Here is a 17,303-nt window from a genome sequence, read left to right on the forward strand (position 1 = left end):
TATTTGCATCAGATAATGAGAGTGAATTTAATAGAGGTTTTATTGATTTAGATACAGTATCCGTTGTTGGTTATTATGATAACTATACCACTGATTATTATTTATATGAAAAAAAAGGTGAAACAACAAGTAGTTCTGGACAAAGCCTGATAGAATGTGGCCCTACTGAGTTTAAATTTAATATAGTCTTTGATTCAGTTGAAAAAAGAGATGTGGCAGGGATTGGTTTAAATAATAATGAAACCCTTGAAATGTCAGAACTATTGATTGAGCCTGGTGTTATGAATTTTTTAGTTCTTGATAATAAGACTACACCTAGCATAGATTCTAAAAATCTACCTACTTTTGGAGGTTTAGTTGAACCTTTAGAAACAGCTAATTATAGCGTGAATTTTAAAGATATCCCAAGTCCTGGATATGAGTATTTAGAGCTATTGAAGTGGGGGGATGATCCTTATAAATATATATTAGATTCTAATTTTGATATTTTTGAGTTTAGGACAGGAGTCAATAAGAAGCTATGTTTTTTCAAGGTTCCTTACAATATAATAGGTTGTGATAGTGATTGTAGGCCCTTTTATTGCACTGCAAATGGTATAAATTTTGGTGGTCCTATGACTGCCGAGGTAAGTGATATAAACCCTGATAGGGTAGAGGCCTATAGAGATGAAACAGGGGGGCATAAGAGCGTAGTTACACTAAAGATAACATATAAAAAAGTAGAAGAGATGTTATATGAGGCACTAGAGAATATTATTGAAGATTGGGTTTTAAATCCTGAGGATAGTGGCATCCAAAATATTAGAAATATTCTTATAGAACCTATAGTTTCTTTTTCACAGGCAAGCTGTTCTGATAGTAATAACTCAGGCGGAGATTGTGAGCTTACTAATATAGAAACATTATGCGCTCAAAATGATAACCCTGGTTTGTATGATTACCTTTTTTGTGGTTTAGAAGATGTCGCAAATAGGTTGCCTATGAGGCGTATAAATCTGATTCTATCGAGCATAACTAGTGGGTTGTCTGATTATTTTGAAAACCCTTCAAATTCAATTCCTCTTAATATTCTGCAGCTATTTTCAGAAGGCTGGCCTGCCTATGGTTTTAGGGTAAATTATGTTAAGGTTGAATATGAGCCTGTTGATAATGCCCCTGTTATTCCACCCTTTGTATATGATGTTACTGAAAAATATGGACAAAATTATGCATATTTAAGAAGCCCAGATTTATTTGAATGGTATTCTAATACACCAGTAGAGAAGATAGTTGATTTTGATGTTATAGATGGTGATACAATAGAAGAAATCTTTAAAGGATATCATCATCAAAGTTTTGAGTATGATTTTCAAATGTATCTATATTTAAGTGGGGATTATCCAAGTAGAGCTAAAATAGAAAGAAGTGGTAAGCTCTATATCGATTTAGATAATTAGGTGGTCAAGATTTTAAAATTTTGCACTTTATTTTCTTAAAGCTTTTAATATAAAATAGATTGCCCCACCAAAGGCAATAACAAGTGATATAATCATCATTATTAATGCAGATGTGTTCATTTTAGCCCTTTAAGTATTTCTTTATCATACCACTTAATTTTTGATATTAAAAATGACAAAATAAAAATTAATAATGCCGTTGACCAACCCAGATAGGTAAGAGCTTTTACGCTGTAACCACCATAGGGGATCCTTATATCTTTGTATATATTTAATGTTAAAATGCATAATAATATAATTGGGGTTACAAATTTAATTAAAATATTCCATATATTGTTGATTTTAAAATCAGAGATATTATTTGCATGATCTTTTAGTATGTTTAAATCAAAGAACCAGCTTAGAGCAGCAACCTCAACTAGGCCTGTACAAACAATACCGTAGTTGTTTACAAAGTGATCGACAATATCTAATATAAATAGACCACCCCCTGTTGCAAATAATATACTTACAATAAAGCCAAAAATGCAATAAATAAGTACAATTTCTTTTCTAGGTCTGTGTAATTTGTTTATAATAGAAGAGACAACAGCTTCAGTTATAGATATTTCAGAGGTAATTCCAGCTGATATAACAGTTAGAAAAAAGAGAGCACCTATTAATGAAGGCATAAAGGGCATTTGATTAATTGCCTTAGGTATTGTTGCAAATGCCAGAAACACTCCTTGTAAATTTTTTGGTACTTCTCCACCAGCATTGTATGTCATAAAACCAACAATTGAAAAGATTGCTATAGCAGAAATGAGTGCAAAACAAGCATCCATGAAACCAGTTATAAAGGCATTATTAATTATGTCTGATTTTTTTGGCAAATAACTTGAGTATGTTATCATAATTGCAAATGCCACTGATAGCGAAAAGAATACCTGACCATAGGCATCAACCCATGCACTAACATCTAAAATCTTTGAAAAATCGGGGGTAAAAAGAAAATTAAGGCCAATATATGAACCAGGTAAGAATATGCTCCTAAACATTATAATAATCATAGTTACAAAAAGTAGGGGCATTAAAAACTTATTGGCAACCTCGATCCCCTTTTTTATACCACTATTTAGGATAAAATAGGTTATAAGCCATACAATAAATATAGAAAACAAGACATTAATCCTTAGACTACCTAAAGTAAGTGGAGATTCAGTTATACCAAGAAAATCATGTAGAAAAAAATCAATAGTATTAACTCCCCACTGTAAATCAAAAGAGAATACGAAATAAGCAATAGCCCATGCAATAACTGCAGAATAATATATTGAAATTATTAAGCTGATGAGGACTTGCCACCAGCCCAACCATTCCAATTTTTTATTAATTCTAGCAAATGTTAAGGGTGCTGATCCTTTAAATTTATGGCCTAATGAAAACTCTAATATTAATATAGGGATGCCTGCTGTTAAGAGAGCGAAAAAATAGATGATTAAAAATACACCCCCACCATTTTCATAGGCAATATAGGGGAACCTCCAGATATTTCCCAAACCAACTGATGAACCAATAGCAGCAAGTAAAAAGCCATATCTAGACTTCCATTCATCAGTTTTCATAATATTTTTATAAATATCCATTTATAATATGTCAACATAATTTTTTGTTTATATTTAATTTATCAATAATATTTTATCTTGATTATTTTATCTTGACATTAATATTTAATTTTGTTATCAAAATACGACTGTAATAAGAGGTGATAATTATGGCAAATACACTTTCTGCTAAAAAAAGGCTTAGACAAAACCAAAAAAGAAGACTTAGAAATAGGCATTATAAAACTAGGCTTAAAACCTATATAAAGAAGTTTAATAAATTAGTTAGTGAAGAAAACAATCTAGAAAATATTCAAGATAAATTTAGAGAAACACAACAAGTAATAGATAAGACAATGTCAAAGGGTATAATTCATAAAAATAAGGCGGCAAGAGAAAAATCTAAACTAGCTAAAAAATTATCAGCAGTTTTAAATGAACAAAAATAAGAATGTAAACAAGCAATATAGTTATAAGTGATTATTTTTGTAATGGCTTGTTTTCAGATTTCCAGTATTTCCAACCTGGGTTTTTTTTCTTTAGTATTTCTGGTCCAAAATAGAAGAGTGAGCCTACAGTTGCTATTAATATTCCAAGTTTTAAGTAGTGTCTACCTGTTAACAACATGCAATCCCCACGGTTAATATAATCAAAGTCTTTAGGTGCGTACTTTAATATAAAACGCTTTTTCTTAATAGGTTCTAATTTTTTATGTGAGCCTGCATATAAACCTTTTAAGAAAAAGGGTGAGTCTTTTATTAGAGGTGTAAAATTAAATCTTTTTACATAGTGCCATGCTATTTTAGTTAATGTTTCCTTTGGTTTAAAGTTTGTTTCAAGAAGTAAAAACCTTTTATTATAGTATAATAACATAGTCTTAGGGTTACAACTTGTTCCAAAGCCAACTATCTGTTTTAGCTTAGGGCTTCTTGAATAACAATAAGTAACAATATATATAAATAAGAGGGTTAGCTTCTTAGACAATTTTCTGCCCTGGAAGGAAGGTTTAACCATTATCTCGTCAATTGCAAACATACCATAAATATCCTCGCTCCAAGCAGCACCTAACAAAAAAGCTATAATTTCATTTTTATATGTCATAAATATTAAAATATCTTCTTTACATAAATATTCAAAAAAATCTTCTTGGGGCTCCCATGTAGAATCTTCAACAGCTTTACATCCTAATACAATAGGGTGGTTTTTGGTAAACTTAATCTTTGTTAGATCAACTGCGTAATAGTTATATTTATTTTTTTTTAATAATAGGTGATCTTTTAAAACAGAGGGATCTATATTTAACATGCTTTCTTTTGAGTTGATTATTTTCTCCTCCATCATTAACCCTTTTATTTAATAAAATAAAATGTTATATGTAAAAACTCAAGCATAACAACAGTTATGCTAATTATTTATCTGCCTAAAATTGTATCAATTAATGAGGTTGAGTTGTTAAAAACTAGTCTTAACCACATTTGAAAGGTATATAAATTACTCCTGCTTGGTAGCTCACTTTTTCCAGAATATACATCATATGCATAATTTGAAGCATCCTTTGAAAAAGTTTTTAACACTTCTTCTGTGTCATAGTTAACTTCTCCATTTTTTATAGCCTGTTTTATTTCTCTGTCTGCCTCAATAAGTGTATCTTCTAAAGGGAATGTAAGTGAATCCTGTAAATCATATAATTTAATCTTATTTATTGTCATATCTCTTATAGATGGAAGAACTTCAAGATATCTAAAAACACCACCATTGTTTTCATATAATTCAAGCTCTTTATTTATTATCTCCACATTAAGGGGCGCTCCCCCCATTAGATTTGCGTTTACTGCTTCAGGTATATAATGTGCAGCTGGATAAATAGGCACATATACACCAGCAGAAGGCTCTCCAACATTAACCCACATTGTAGTATATTTTGGGTCTTCATTTGGGGTCACACCTTCTATTACGGTACTAAATCTAGTATAGGCCCTGCTTATACAAAATGTTGTATCAAAGTTTTCTAGGTCTTGTTCGTTATCCTCATCATTGCAAACATCCTTTGCGACTATTTGCATCATTGTTTTTGGTGTAAGCTCATCTTTGTTATAGTATTCAGTTAACAATTCTGCCCCTCTTTTTGTCCTTTTTTCGCTAGTGCTATCATAGATTTCATGTAAATCTATATGATTAGTTTTATTTGAAAAATTGACTATATTTGCATCGTGTTTTATAAATTCTACAGGTTCGCGCATATCGGCATAGGCCTCATAGTGGACTGCACCTCCATAAGCATCAATTACTACAAAGTTAGAACTGGTCACATAAAATTTATCTTCATGATTATGTGCATTAATCAATAGAGTTTCAAAGCATTCAACTGTTTTACAATTGCTAAGAGCTTTTTCCATAAGTGGGACATCAATACTTACTAGCTCTTTTACAAGTGAACCTGTATAGGCATTTGTATTTGCTATTGCAAAACCAGCTTCATTTACACCAGCTGAACATATAGTTGTTAAATCTGGGTACAATCTCTCCTCTATGCAGATGTAGCTACCCACTTCTGGATTATTAGCTTCGTGTCTTCTAACACCAAAGAAAACACCTGCTGGATCATCCCTATTCTTCCAAATTATAGGCTTGCCATCTTTTGCGGCAATTGATGAAACAACTGCAACATCACAACTATATGTGATAGAAAAAAAACTTGCAATTATAAAAACTAATATAGTTAGGTATCTTAACATTTATTACCCTCCTTTTATTTTAAATTAATATATTTATATTAATTTTTTTGGTCAACATATTTTTTAAGAGGTTGGCTACTTCGATCAATAAATAATATGCTAAATAGACCAAGTAACAACCTTGTTAAAAGTAGAAATGTTGTATAACAAATGGAAAATAGCAAAATATCCTCATATTGACCGAAAGATTTAAAAAAGAAAAGCATTGCAGCTTGTATAGTTCCAATTCCAGCAGGGGTTATTGGAAGGTTTCCTATAAAGAATATTGGAGGAACTAAGGCAGCAAGCCAAATAAATGGGATATGTATATGAAATAATGGTAAAGTAAAGTGAAAAAATATAATAAATGTTAAAAAATAGGTCATTCTTAATAAAATAATTTTTAATAAATCAGTTTTCTTTAATTTAGATAATTCATCACTTATAAATGATATAATTTTTTTGGCTATCCTATTTTTGAACTGTTTTGATAATTTACTATTATGAAAAATAAAGTATAAAAATAATAACAGTAAAACTAATAAAAATGAAATTATTAAAAGGATGATGTAGACTTTTTTTTGGGTATAACAACATATAAATGCTGTTGAGATAAGTGTTAGAGCTGATAGGCTTAATATATCTGTTAATGAATATAGTGCAACTATTGAGGTAGAGTTAGCTATGTTAATTTTATGTTTGATTGATAAGCCCAAAAGTATGCCACCTATTCCTAGATTGTAGTTTATTAGCATGAGCAGATATGTGGCTGATCTTAATATCAAAATATCTTTATATAGCGTTTTATAACCATAATATTTAATAAGTAAGTAGAGATTATAAGTTTCAAAAAAAAGCCAAAAGAGAACAAATGAGCAGATAATAATTATAAATGGAATTATATAAGCCTTATAAAAGGCTTCTTTTATGATATTTATATCAACTTGCAGAAAGAGAAAAACTGCAATTATAAGTCCAATAGTCCATGAGATAACTTGAGACAATATTGTTATATTTTTATTATCTAATAGCTTGCTTGAAGAATTAATGATTCTGTTTAACAAGTGATTCAATAGCTTTTCTTTTTACATTATTATCTGGTATAGTATCGGCTAATTTAACATTAATGTTAATTTGATTATCTAAAATTTTATTTAGTTGATCTATTAATTCATTAAAGCGATTCTCGTTGTAATCCTTACCTGGTACTAAGTATATAGTTGCACTTGATAGGCTTTCTTGAACAAATTTAAATTCATTCATTAATGTTGGATCACTTTTTATAAACTTTGTAAATGTATTTAATAACTTTAGTGGTGAAACCATATATCCTGAAGGCAGTATAAAGGCATCATCTGACCTGCCTTCAAATGTCTCTAATATGGGAAAATTTCTTTTACAAGAGCACTTTTTTGTAGAGTATGAACCTAAATCACCAATTCTATATCTAATAAAGGGCATTACAGAGCTTCTTAGTGTTGTTAGGATAATTTCTCCTGTCTGACCAGGGGGAACATCTTCCCCGTTGTTATCTATAAATTCAACAAAAAGGTTATCAGAAAAGATATGATAGTTATGTTTTTTACATTCTGAAGCAACCATCCATGTTTCCTCAGTTGAATATTCGTCATAAACAGGGCAATTAAAAGCACTACTTATAAAATCTCTTTCTTCTTTTGTTGATAGTTCTGAATTTAGCGATATAATTTTTATATTAAGCTTTTCTTTATCTTCCTTTGTTAACTTGCAGGCCATCTCATATATAATAGAGGCATAACCTGCTAATAAGTCAGGTTTTATTTCTCTTAATAAATTCATTTGCTCTGTTATTTTTGCGATGGAAGGGATGTGATAGGTTCTAAAAAGGGGTAGTATTGGAAATTTAATAGTTTGTATTGGGGTATATTTGATAAAAGCCATCTTATACCACGGTTTATAGCCTATCATGGTGTAAACCCTAAGAGATGTGCAAAGATAGAAGAAGAAAGTATTTTTACTATATGCAAAGTTAACAGATTTTCCAGTAGAACCAGTTGTGCCGGATATAATGCAATTATTTAAATTAACACCTTTTTTAACAAGCTTTTCTGGGAAATATTTTCTAATATGTTCTTTATATAGAAAGGGTAATTTTTTTATATCTCCTTTATCTTTTATATCATCTATATTTACATTATGTTTGTCATAATATTCCCTATAAAATGGTACATTTCTATATGCATTTTTTATGGTTTTTATTAATCTTTTCTCTGATAATTTATTTAAAGTTTTGAGTGGCAATCTTGGTTCAATATGCGTTTGCAGTGCATGCTTAAGAAGTAATGGGCCATCTATAAAGATATTAATTTTCTTTGTCATAATCTTAGTCTATTTAATTTCTATTATTTTTCTAATCATAAGTCTAAAGTCAATAGACAATATATTATAAAAAATATATAAAGCCAATTTTTTATTTGAAAAATAATTAATTAATGCTATTCTATAGCCAATGATTGAAAAGCAGAAAAAAGTAGAATATTTAATATTAAAGAGGATTAATAACCTCTTATCTACAGGTTTGATCGAAAAAGCTGAGAAGATAACAAAGAAATCTATAAAAAATAAGGTTAATAATAATATTATTGAGTCACAGCTTTTATATTACTTGGGAGAGATAAATTATCAAAGAGGCCTTTACCGAGGTGCTAAGAGATACTTCAACATGTCCTTAGAGAAAAATCCTTATAATAAGGACACGCTGCAAGAGATATCTAATCTTTTAATTGAGGAGTATGAGGTAAGAGGGGCAAAAAAATATATCCTTAGGAATTTAAAAAGAGGCACAATAAACAATGAGGTATATAGGCAATATGCATGGTGTAAGGTTTTGTTAGGCCAAAATGATGAGGCCCTATCAATATATAAAAGACTCATTGAAAAAAATGATTTAGAACCAAAAAATTATATTGAGCTTTCATTAAGTTATTTATATACAGGAAATATAGATTTAGCAAAAAAAACAATCCTTACAGCTTACACAAAATTCCCCAGCGATGAGGCTGTTGTTGAAACATTTTATGATCTTTATGAGATAGTTGATAATTTAAATATAAACATGAAGGACCTATATTTTAAGGAATTAAGAAATATTAGATGCCCTGTTTATTCTTATGGCAAAGCGTTGAAATTTATGATTACCACTATGACAATAAGAGGTTATTTTAGGTTTGAAATTGAGGCAGCTGTTAAAATCTTACTTCTATTTGATGAGAAAAATATTATTTTTAGAAATTATAAGCTTGCAGCACTCTTATGTGAATACATTATATCAGAAATAACGGGTGAACAGAAATATATTATGAAACTCATAACAAGTGTTAATAGAATTTCACGAAGCACAGTTAAGAGATGGCATAAAAAGGTTCTGAGTGTAGCAGAATCTGATATAGAAAGAGTGTTAGATGAGCTATTAGATAAGTATACTAGTGAGTTTAAAATACTTTTGGAAAAGGATAGTTATTGAAAAATGTGCAAAAATATAGTAATAGCTTCAGATCACGCAGGTGTAAATTTAAAAGATAAAATTAAAAAATTTTTGTATGGAAGAGATTATACAGTGACGGACCTAGGTGCTTGTAATAATTGTTCTGTAGATTACCCAGAATATGCATATAAACTTATTGAAGAATTTTATAAAGAAAAGTTAGATTATGGGATTTTAATCTGTGGTACTGGAATAGGTATGGATATGGCTGCAAATAGATTTCCGGGTATAAGAGCAGTTAATTGTAGTGATCCCTATTCTGCTAAAATGAGTAGATCCCATAATAATGCTAATATTTTATGTCTTGGCGAGAGGATATTAGGCGAAGGGATTGCTATATCTATTGTAGAGACTTTTCTAAATACTGCTTTTGAGGGAGGTAGACACAAAAGGAGGATAGATCAAATTGATGAAATATCTATAAACTATTGGAAAAATTATCTAGGGAGGTTTGCTTAATGGATACATTAAATACATTATCAGATATACAGGCTATTGATGAAGAGGTTTTTGATGCAATTAAGGGTGAATTAGAGAGGCAAGAGTATACTTTAGAACTTATTGCAAGTGAAAACTTTGTAAGTAAAGCTGTTCTTGCAGCTGGAGGATCAGTTTTAACGAATAAATATGCTGAGGGTTATCCAGGGAAGAGATATTATGGTGGATGTAAGTATGTTGATATTGTTGAGAGATTAGCTATTGAGCGTGCGAAAGAATTGTTTAAAGCTGAACATGTGAATGTTCAGCCTCACTCAGGGAGTCAAGCTAATATGGCAGTGTATTTTTCCGTTTTAAAACCTGGAGATACTATATTTGGTATGGATTTATCCCATGGAGGACATCTTACCCATGGTAGTTCGGCGAGCTTTTCTGGGAAACTTTTTAATGTTATCTCCTATGGTGTGAATAAAGATACAGAAATGATAGATTATGAGGAACTTGAAAGACTTGCAGAAAAACATAAGCCAAAAATGATTGTTGCAGGAGCAAGTGCTTATCCAAGGATAATTGATTTTAAAAAATTTAGAGATATAGCTGATAAAGTCAGTGCAATGCTTATGGTTGATATGGCACATATTGCAGGCTTGGTTGCTGCAGGGCTTCATCCTTCCCCTGTAGAATATGCAGATTTTGTAACGACTACAACACATAAGACATTGAGAGGCTCAAGAGGCGGAATGATTTTATGTAAAGAAAAGTATGCGAAAAAAATTAATTCTACGATCTTTCCAGGGATTCAAGGTGGGCCTTTAATGCATATTATTGCTGGAAAAGCTGTTGCACTTAAAGAGGCTTTAAGTGATAAGTTTAAGGATTATCAGAAGCAGATTGTGCTAAACTCAAAGGCTCTTGCAAATGGACTTATTGAGGCTGGGTATAAATTGGTTACAAATGGAACTGATAATCATTTAATGCTTATTGATTTAAGAAACAAAGATTTAACTGGTAAAGATGCTGAAAATGCCCTTGAAAAGGCTGCTATTACAGCAAATAAAAATACTGTGCCCTTTGAGGACAAGAGCCCTTTTATAACTAGTGGTTTAAGACTAGGTACTGCTGCCCTAACAACACGTGGAATGAAAGAGAAGGAAATGTCAGTTGTGGCGAGTTTAATTAATAAGGTGCTTAAAAATATTGGTAATGACAATGTTTATGACGAAGTTAGAGGGGAGATTAAAGAGCTATGCAAAAAATTTCCTATATACAAGGGGATATTATTTTAAGACCCACCTGGGATGAATATTTTATAGAGATTGTAAATATTGTAAAAAAGCGTTCTACATGTCTTAGAAGACAGGTGGGTGCTGTGATTGCTTTAGATAATCATATTGTGGCAACTGGTTATAATGGTGTTCCAAGAGGTATTACCCATTGTGATGTTACTGGTTGTTTGAGAGAAAGACTGAACGTTCCATCAGGCGAAAGGCATGAATTATGTAGAGGCTTGCATGCTGAGCAAAATGCTATAATACAAGCAGCAAACTACGGAACATCGCTAAAGGGTTCTACAATATATACAAACTGCAAGCCCTGTTCAATATGTACCAAGATGATTATAAACGCTGGTATAAAAAGAATTGTATATGAAGAACATTATAATGATAAACTAGCCGATGAATTGCTTGCTGAAACTGATATTGAATTAGCCAGGTTTTCAAGAGATGATACTTTGTAAAAGCTATAAAAATAAAGGGATAAATGTCCCACACTATAAAGAAAAAACTGAAAATAAGCCTTTAGAATATCTCTCATTAAAAGAAGGGGATATTTTAAATATACCTCTAAGCCAGCATTTAGGAGCCCCAGCAAAACCAGTTATCAAAAAAGGTAGCGAGGTAAAAAAGGGTCAACTTATTGCTGAATCTAGTGCTTTTATTAGTGCCAATATCCATTCTCCAGTAAAGGGTGTAGTTAAATCGATAGATGTTGCAGAACATCCTTTATTTGGATATGTTCCCTCTATCAAGATTAATGTTACTTCAGCTGATGATGATTTAGAGCCTTTGGGAAGTAGCGATAAATTAACGGAGCTAATAAAAGATGCAGGGATTGTGGGTTTAGGTGGTGCAACCTTTCCAACCCATGTTAAGCTATCGCCGCCTAAAAAGATTGATACCTTTATAGTCAACGGAGCTGAGTGTGAACCCTATTTAACAGGTGATTATAGATTGCTTGTTGAAAAAAGTGAGAATATAATTAAAGGTGCTTTATTAATAAAGGATCTGCTCAAAGCTGAAAATTTTTTTGTTGCTATAGAAGATAATAAAAAGAAAGCAATCGAGATATTTAAAAATTTAGAACAAAAATATGGTTTCCAATTAGCTGTATTAGAGAGTAAATATCCACAAGGTGGTGAAAAACAATTAATTAAGTCTGTTTTAGATAGGGTTGTCCCTGAAGGTGGACTACCGCTTGATATTGGAGTGGTAGTCGACAATGTTGCCACAGTAAATGCTGTTTATGAGGCTTATTATTTGAAAAAACCATTAATAGAGAGAACTGTAACAGTTACTGGTGCCGTAAAAGAGCCAAAAAACCTTATAGTTAGGCTTGGCACACCCATTAAGGCATTGATTGATGCTTGTGGTGGTTTTATAGGGGATGCTGGCAAAATTATTATGGGTGGGCCAATGATGGGCTTATCAGTGTTTTCGCTGGAGACACCAGTAAATAAAGCTACAAGTGGAATAATTGTGCAAAATAAGAGCGAAGTCGTTGATAAGAAGATCACTAATTGTATTAGGTGTGGCAAATGTGTGAGGGTCTGCCCAATGGATTTAAAACCACTTTTAATGGAACAATGTATTATAGCAGAACAATATGAGAGGCTAAAGGATCTACATTTATTTAATTGTATTGAGTGTGGTTGCTGTGCCTATATATGTCCTGCAAGGAGACAATTAGTTGCAAATTTTAAAACTGGAAAGGTAAGTCTTAATAAATATTTGAAGGATAGAAATGCAAGAAAATAAATTTATTGTTACTTTCTCGCCTCATTTAAGGGATGAGTGTGATGTTAGTAAAATTATGCTCTATGTTATTATTGCACTCCTTCCTGCAGTTTTTACTTCTATATTTTTCTATGGTTATTATGCTATCAAAGTATATGTTTTATCTATAGTATTTACACTCTTTTTCGAGTATATATTTCAAAGATTAAGGAAAAGAAGTTCTACCCTCTCAGATAATAGTGCCCTTGTTACAGCACTTTTACTTGCTATGAATTTGCCGCCTTCGGCAGATTGGTGGTTAATATTAATTGGTAGTTTTATAGCGATAGTTATAGGTAAAATGGTTTTTGGGGGGTTGGGCCATAATGTCTTTAATCCAGTATTGGTGGCGCGTGTTTTCTTACTAATATCTTGGCCATTCCAAATGACAAATTGGGTTGAACCATCTTCAATATTAAAGGGCTTATTTTATGATGCAGAGAGTGTCGCCACACCTTTAGGGCAAGTAAAAACAGAAGTGTTAACCCATGGAAAAATTATTACAGAGCATATGCCTAGTTTTTTTGATATTTTTACTGGCAATATAGCTGGTTCAATGGGAGAGATGTCTGCTTTGATGCTCTTAATTGGTGCAATATTTCTATTTTATAAAAAGGTTATTACATGGCACATCCCTATATCCTATATAGTATCTTTCTTGCTGATTATAGTCCCCTATTGGCTATTAAACCCTGATAAAACATTGGATCCTGTTACACATTTGTTTACAGGTGGGTTAATATTAGGTGCATTTTTTATGGCAACTGATTTAGTAACGAGCCCAATAAGTGCAAGGGGGCAGTTAATATTTGGATTTGGGTGTGGTATAGTTACCGCAGTAATAAGGCTATTTGGTGGTTATCCTGAGGGCGTTTCCTTTGCAATATTAATAATGAATGCCTTTGTTCCTTTAATCGATTATTACTTAAAAGAACCAACTTTTGGACAGATAAATGAGTAGATTAAAAGAATATAAAATGTTGATTGTGCTGACAGTTGTCACCTTTGTTTCAGCCCTACTTGTGTCTTTTGTGTATACTCTAACAAGGGAGGATATACAAAAGGCGTATAGAGAAGAATTTTTGGCTGCTTTAAAAAAAGTTTTGCCAGCCTATGATAATGAACCTGATAGAGATTTTGTTGAGATTAATGGCAATACAGTATATCTTGCAAAAAAAGATAATAAAATAATAGCCTATGCAATGAGATCTATTTCGAAAAAAGGCTATGGTGGCGATATTGTTGTTCTAGTTGGTGTAGATACAAGTGGCAAGATTACAGGTATAGAGATTTTAAGGCATTCTGAGACTCCTGGTTTAGGCAATAAAATTACAAAAAAAGAATTTAAAGATTCTTTTAAAGGACTAAGTATTAAAGATAAGATTGCTGTGAAAAAAGATGGAGGGATTATTGATTCATTTGCTGGTGCAACTATTAGCCCTAGGGCAGTATGTGAGGCTGTAGATTATGCCGTAAATTTTTTGACCAAAGAGGTAATAAAAGATGAATAGGTCGAAGATATTTTCAACGGGATTTTGGGAAAATAATGTAGTATTCAAACAGATTCTTGGCATGTGTCCAGTTTTGGCTGTATCTACAACTATTGTAAATGGTTTATATATGGCTGCGGCTTCAACGTTTGTGTTAGTATGTTCTAGTATTATAATCTCATCTATAAAAGGGGTAATACCAAAATCAGTTAGAATACCCGTATTTATTGTTATAATAGCTAGTTTTGTAACAATTGTTGATTTGACAATGAATGCCTATGTGCATGATATGCACAAAACGTTAGGGATATTTATTCCATTAATAGTTGTGAATTGTATGATACTTGGCAGGCAAGAGGCCTTTGCATCAAAAAATAGTGTTTTTGATTCTATAATAGATGCTTTTGGCATAGGGTGTGGATTTGCACTGGCATTAGCTGTTTTAGGATTTGTTAGAGAATTTTTAGGAAGTGGTACCATTTTTGGTTTTAAACTTTTTAGTAGTATTGATCCTGCTATTGTAATGATTCTACCCCCTGGTGCATTTTTAGCACTAGGATTTATAATTTTTTTTATAAATTTAGTAAACAGCACAGGGAGAGCTAAAAATGACTGATTTAATATTAATATTTATTAGTGCATCCTTAGTGAATAATTTTGTTTTAGCCAGATTTTTGGGAATATGTCCCTATTTTGGTGTATCTAAAAGTATTGATACTTCACTTGGAATGAGCCTTGCAGTTATTTTTGTTATGACAATAGCAGGCATTATCACCTGGATTATAAATTATACAATACTCATTCCATTAGATTTAACCTATCTTAGGATTATTATATTTATATTGGTTATTGCAACACTAGTTCAATTTGTTGAAATGGCTATAAGGAAAGTATCTCCAGTGCTCTACAATGCTTTAGGTATATATTTACCTTTGATAACCACAAATTGTGCAATCTTAGGTGCTGTATTGTTGAATATTCAAAATGAGTACTCATTTTTAGAGATGTTAGTTTTTACCCTTGGCTCTTCAACTGGATTTGGATTTGCCTTAGTTATTTTTGCTGGTATTAGGGAGCGTGTTAATTATTCTGATGTCCCACTACATTTTAGAGGAGCACCCATTGCATTTATTATTGCTGGTATTTTATCTCTTGCATTTATGGGATTTTCAGGTTTAGTTAGGTAGTCTTATGTTAGGAGCTATTGTTGCCTTATCATCTTGTGGTTTTTTAGGGGCTTTATTATTATATATATCATCAAAGAAGTTCTATGTTGAAACATCTCCCCTTATTGAGAGCGTAGAAAACTTACTGCCAGGGTTAAATTGTGGTGGTTGCGGTTATCCTGGTTGTAGACAGCTAGCTGAGGCTATAGTAAAAGGTGATGAACCACCAAGTGCATGTCCTGTGGGTGGCAATGAGCTTGCAAAAGAGATATCTAAATTATTAGGCGTTGAGTTTGTAAGTGAATCACCTAAGGTTGCTAGGGTAAAGTGTGGAGGTGATTATGATAAATGTAAAAGTAAGTATGATTATATAGGTCCAGAAAGCTGCAAAACCCAGGATTTATTGGCTAAAGGGGACAAGATGTGTTCCTATGGTTGTTTAGGTAGAGGGGACTGCGTTAGAGCGTGCACATTTGATGCTATTCATATAGGTTTATCAGGGCTACCAATAGTTGATGAGAAAAAATGTACTGCTTGTGGTTTATGTGTGAAGGCCTGCCCAAGAAATTTAATTGAGTTAGTTGGAATTGATAAAAAATATTTTATAGCTTGCAATTCTAATGATAAAGGGGCCTTTGTTAGAAAGGTTTGTTCCGTTGGTTGCATTGGCTGCGGTCGCTGTGTTAAAGAATGCCCTGAAAAAGCCATTATTTTAGAAAATAACCTGGCAACTATTTTACAAGAAAAATGCAATAATTGCGGCAAGTGTTATGAAGTATGCCCAACTAAGTCTGTGGTGACATATGATAAAGTTCTCAGCTGAGACTGGATATTATGTTGGTGCAGTGCACTTTTATTATCTCAAATTTGAAGGTAAAAATATCCTTATTGATACAGGCCCCCCAACTGATGAGGCAAAAGAGATTTACCTTAAATATATAGATTTATTGAAACTTGATTACGTCCTTTTGACACATATTCATATTGATCACGCAGGTATGGTTTCTTTTATATCTAATAATTCTGATGCTACAATATATATCTCAGAAAACAATGCTTTTCTATTGGAAAATAGAGGTCAGTGGGCGAATTATTTAGAAAAATTACTGGATAATTTGGGGTTTACAGATTCTTTTACAAAACAAGTCGTTAGCATGCTAAAGCTTTTAAGGGATAGCATACCAATTCCAAGAAATTATAGTATATTAGAAAGAGGTAATATAATATACAATCTTGGTGTTGATTATATTAAGACACCCTATCATTCTCAGAGTGATGTAATTTATCTGATTGATAGGTTTGCATTTACAGGAGATGCATTGCTAAGGGATACATTTCAAACACCCCTAATTGATATTGACTATAAAAATCCAGATATTAGATATAATAATTATTTGGCATTTTGTACATCCCTTTATAAGATGGAGAAATTAATAAATTATTTAGTGATGCCTGGACATCACGATTATATTACAAGCGTTAATAAAACTATTTTGTTTTATATTGAAAAATTTCTAACGCGTATTATAAAGATAAAAGATATTATAAGGGATTGGCATCCAGAAAAAATTATAGATTACGTTGTTAAGAACGATAATATCCATGTTAAATTTTTAAAAGCTGGTGAGATCTTTTTCTTTAAAGACTTTTTAAAGGAACCAAAAAAATTAAAAGATGCATTAACATATTTAGGGCTTTTTGATGATAGAGTTAGTGATATATATGAGAAAGCTATAAATTGAAATCTATCTATGCATTAAAATATATTTTATTGTTTATCATATTGACAATTTATAATTTTTAGCTATAGTATCTCATAAAAGTTTCCCCGGTAGCTCAATCGGCAGAGCGGGTGGCTGTTAACCACTAGGTTGGCGGTTCGAGTCCGTCCCGGGGAGTT

The 17,303-nt window shown here is 31.8% G+C and carries 19 protein-coding genes and 1 tRNA gene; 14 read left to right on the forward strand and 6 right to left on the reverse strand.

Annotated elements, in window-relative coordinates:
* A partial coding sequence (locus SVN78_03145) for a hypothetical protein (protein ID MDY6820602.1) occupies nt 1-1,436 on the forward strand: 1,436 nt, incomplete at its 5' end.
* Nucleotides 1,437-1,463: 27 nt separating this feature from the next.
* Here SVN78_03145 and SVN78_03150 read toward each other — a convergent pair.
* Entirely contained in the window at nt 1,464-1,556 is a 93-nt protein-coding gene (locus tag SVN78_03150; GenBank protein MDY6820603.1) for a MetS family NSS transporter small subunit, read from the reverse strand.
* Complete coding sequence (locus SVN78_03155) at nt 1,553-3,040, reverse strand: sodium-dependent transporter (GenBank protein MDY6820604.1); 1,488 nt, start codon at nt 3,038-3,040, stop codon at nt 1,553-1,555. Before SVN78_03155 ends, SVN78_03150 begins: the two co-directional genes overlap by 4 nt.
* 149 nt (nt 3,041-3,189) lie before the next feature.
* Between SVN78_03155 and rpsT the strand changes: the two genes are divergently transcribed.
* Entirely contained in the window at nt 3,190-3,468 is a 279-nt protein-coding gene (gene rpsT, locus SVN78_03160) for a 30S ribosomal protein S20 (protein MDY6820605.1), read from the forward strand.
* Between the two features lie 31 nt (nt 3,469-3,499).
* Here the strand turns inward: rpsT and SVN78_03165 are convergent, their stop codons facing one another.
* The 4 genes from SVN78_03165 to SVN78_03180 all read right to left on the reverse strand — a co-directional run bounded on the left by SVN78_03165 (nt 3,500) and on the right by SVN78_03180 (nt 8,091).
* Nucleotides 3,500-4,357, reverse strand: a complete 858-nt coding sequence (locus SVN78_03165) for a hypothetical protein (protein MDY6820606.1) — start codon at nt 4,355-4,357, stop codon at nt 3,500-3,502.
* Nucleotides 4,358-4,431: 74 nt separating this feature from the next.
* Entirely contained in the window at nt 4,432-5,754 is a 1,323-nt protein-coding gene (locus SVN78_03170; GenBank protein MDY6820607.1) for a hypothetical protein, read from the reverse strand.
* A 38-nt stretch (nt 5,755-5,792) separates the two neighbouring features.
* On the reverse strand, nt 5,793-6,797 hold the full coding sequence (locus SVN78_03175) for a lysylphosphatidylglycerol synthase domain-containing protein (protein MDY6820608.1): 1,005 nt from the start codon (nt 6,795-6,797) through the stop codon (nt 5,793-5,795).
* Nucleotides 6,778-8,091, reverse strand: a complete 1,314-nt coding sequence (locus SVN78_03180; GenBank protein ID MDY6820609.1) for a hypothetical protein — start codon at nt 8,089-8,091, stop codon at nt 6,778-6,780. Before SVN78_03180 ends, SVN78_03175 begins: the two co-directional genes overlap by 20 nt.
* A 130-nt stretch (nt 8,092-8,221) precedes the next feature.
* On the opposite strand from SVN78_03180, the gene SVN78_03185 reads away from it, so the two are divergent.
* The 12 genes from SVN78_03185 (at nt 8,222) to SVN78_03240 (ending at nt 17,301) form a co-directional block, all read left to right on the forward strand.
* Nucleotides 8,222-9,235, forward strand: coding sequence for a tetratricopeptide repeat protein (locus SVN78_03185; GenBank protein MDY6820610.1), 1,014 nt, complete (start codon nt 8,222-8,224; stop codon nt 9,233-9,235).
* 3 nt (nt 9,236-9,238) lie between these two features.
* The gene (gene rpiB / locus SVN78_03190; GenBank protein MDY6820611.1) at nt 9,239-9,715 is read left to right on the forward strand and encodes a ribose 5-phosphate isomerase B; all 477 of its coding nucleotides are present in this window, start codon (nt 9,239-9,241) and stop codon (nt 9,713-9,715) included.
* On the forward strand, nt 9,715-10,980 hold the full coding sequence (gene glyA / locus SVN78_03195; GenBank protein ID MDY6820612.1) for a serine hydroxymethyltransferase: 1,266 nt from the start codon (nt 9,715-9,717) through the stop codon (nt 10,978-10,980). Before rpiB ends, glyA begins: the two co-directional genes overlap by 1 nt.
* Nucleotides 10,941-11,432, forward strand: coding sequence for a cytidine/deoxycytidylate deaminase family protein (locus tag SVN78_03200; protein ID MDY6820613.1), 492 nt, complete (start codon nt 10,941-10,943; stop codon nt 11,430-11,432). Before glyA ends, SVN78_03200 begins: the two co-directional genes overlap by 40 nt.
* Complete coding sequence (rsxC, locus tag SVN78_03205) at nt 11,419-12,729, forward strand: electron transport complex subunit RsxC (protein ID MDY6820614.1); 1,311 nt, start codon at nt 11,419-11,421, stop codon at nt 12,727-12,729. Before SVN78_03200 ends, rsxC begins: the two co-directional genes overlap by 14 nt.
* Nucleotides 12,716-13,708 (forward strand): RnfABCDGE type electron transport complex subunit D, encoded by a 993-nt coding sequence (locus SVN78_03210; protein ID MDY6820615.1) that lies wholly within the window; start codon nt 12,716-12,718, stop codon nt 13,706-13,708. Before rsxC ends, SVN78_03210 begins: the two co-directional genes overlap by 14 nt.
* Nucleotides 13,701-14,258: an RnfABCDGE type electron transport complex subunit G gene (locus SVN78_03215; GenBank protein MDY6820616.1), complete on the forward strand. Its 558-nt coding sequence runs from the start codon at nt 13,701-13,703 to the stop codon at nt 14,256-14,258. The genes SVN78_03210 and SVN78_03215 overlap by 8 nt, the downstream gene beginning before the upstream one ends.
* Nucleotides 14,251-14,853: an electron transport complex subunit E gene (locus tag SVN78_03220; GenBank protein ID MDY6820617.1), complete on the forward strand. Its 603-nt coding sequence runs from the start codon at nt 14,251-14,253 to the stop codon at nt 14,851-14,853. Before SVN78_03215 ends, SVN78_03220 begins: the two co-directional genes overlap by 8 nt.
* Complete coding sequence (gene rsxA, locus SVN78_03225) at nt 14,846-15,424, forward strand: electron transport complex subunit RsxA (protein MDY6820618.1); 579 nt, start codon at nt 14,846-14,848, stop codon at nt 15,422-15,424. The genes SVN78_03220 and rsxA overlap by 8 nt, the downstream gene beginning before the upstream one ends.
* 4 nt (nt 15,425-15,428) lie before the next feature.
* On the forward strand, nt 15,429-16,226 hold the full coding sequence (locus tag SVN78_03230) for an RnfABCDGE type electron transport complex subunit B (GenBank protein MDY6820619.1): 798 nt from the start codon (nt 15,429-15,431) through the stop codon (nt 16,224-16,226).
* Nucleotides 16,207-17,145, forward strand: a complete 939-nt coding sequence (locus SVN78_03235; GenBank protein ID MDY6820620.1) for an MBL fold metallo-hydrolase — start codon at nt 16,207-16,209, stop codon at nt 17,143-17,145. Before SVN78_03230 ends, SVN78_03235 begins: the two co-directional genes overlap by 20 nt.
* An 83-nt stretch (nt 17,146-17,228) precedes the next feature.
* Nucleotides 17,229-17,301 (forward strand) — tRNA-Asn (locus tag SVN78_03240).
* The last annotated feature ends 2 nt before the right edge of the window (nt 17,302-17,303 follow it).

Source organism: Deferribacterota bacterium (assembly GCA_034189185.1).
Lineage (GTDB): Bacteria > Chrysiogenota > Deferribacteres > Deferribacterales > UBA228 > UBA228.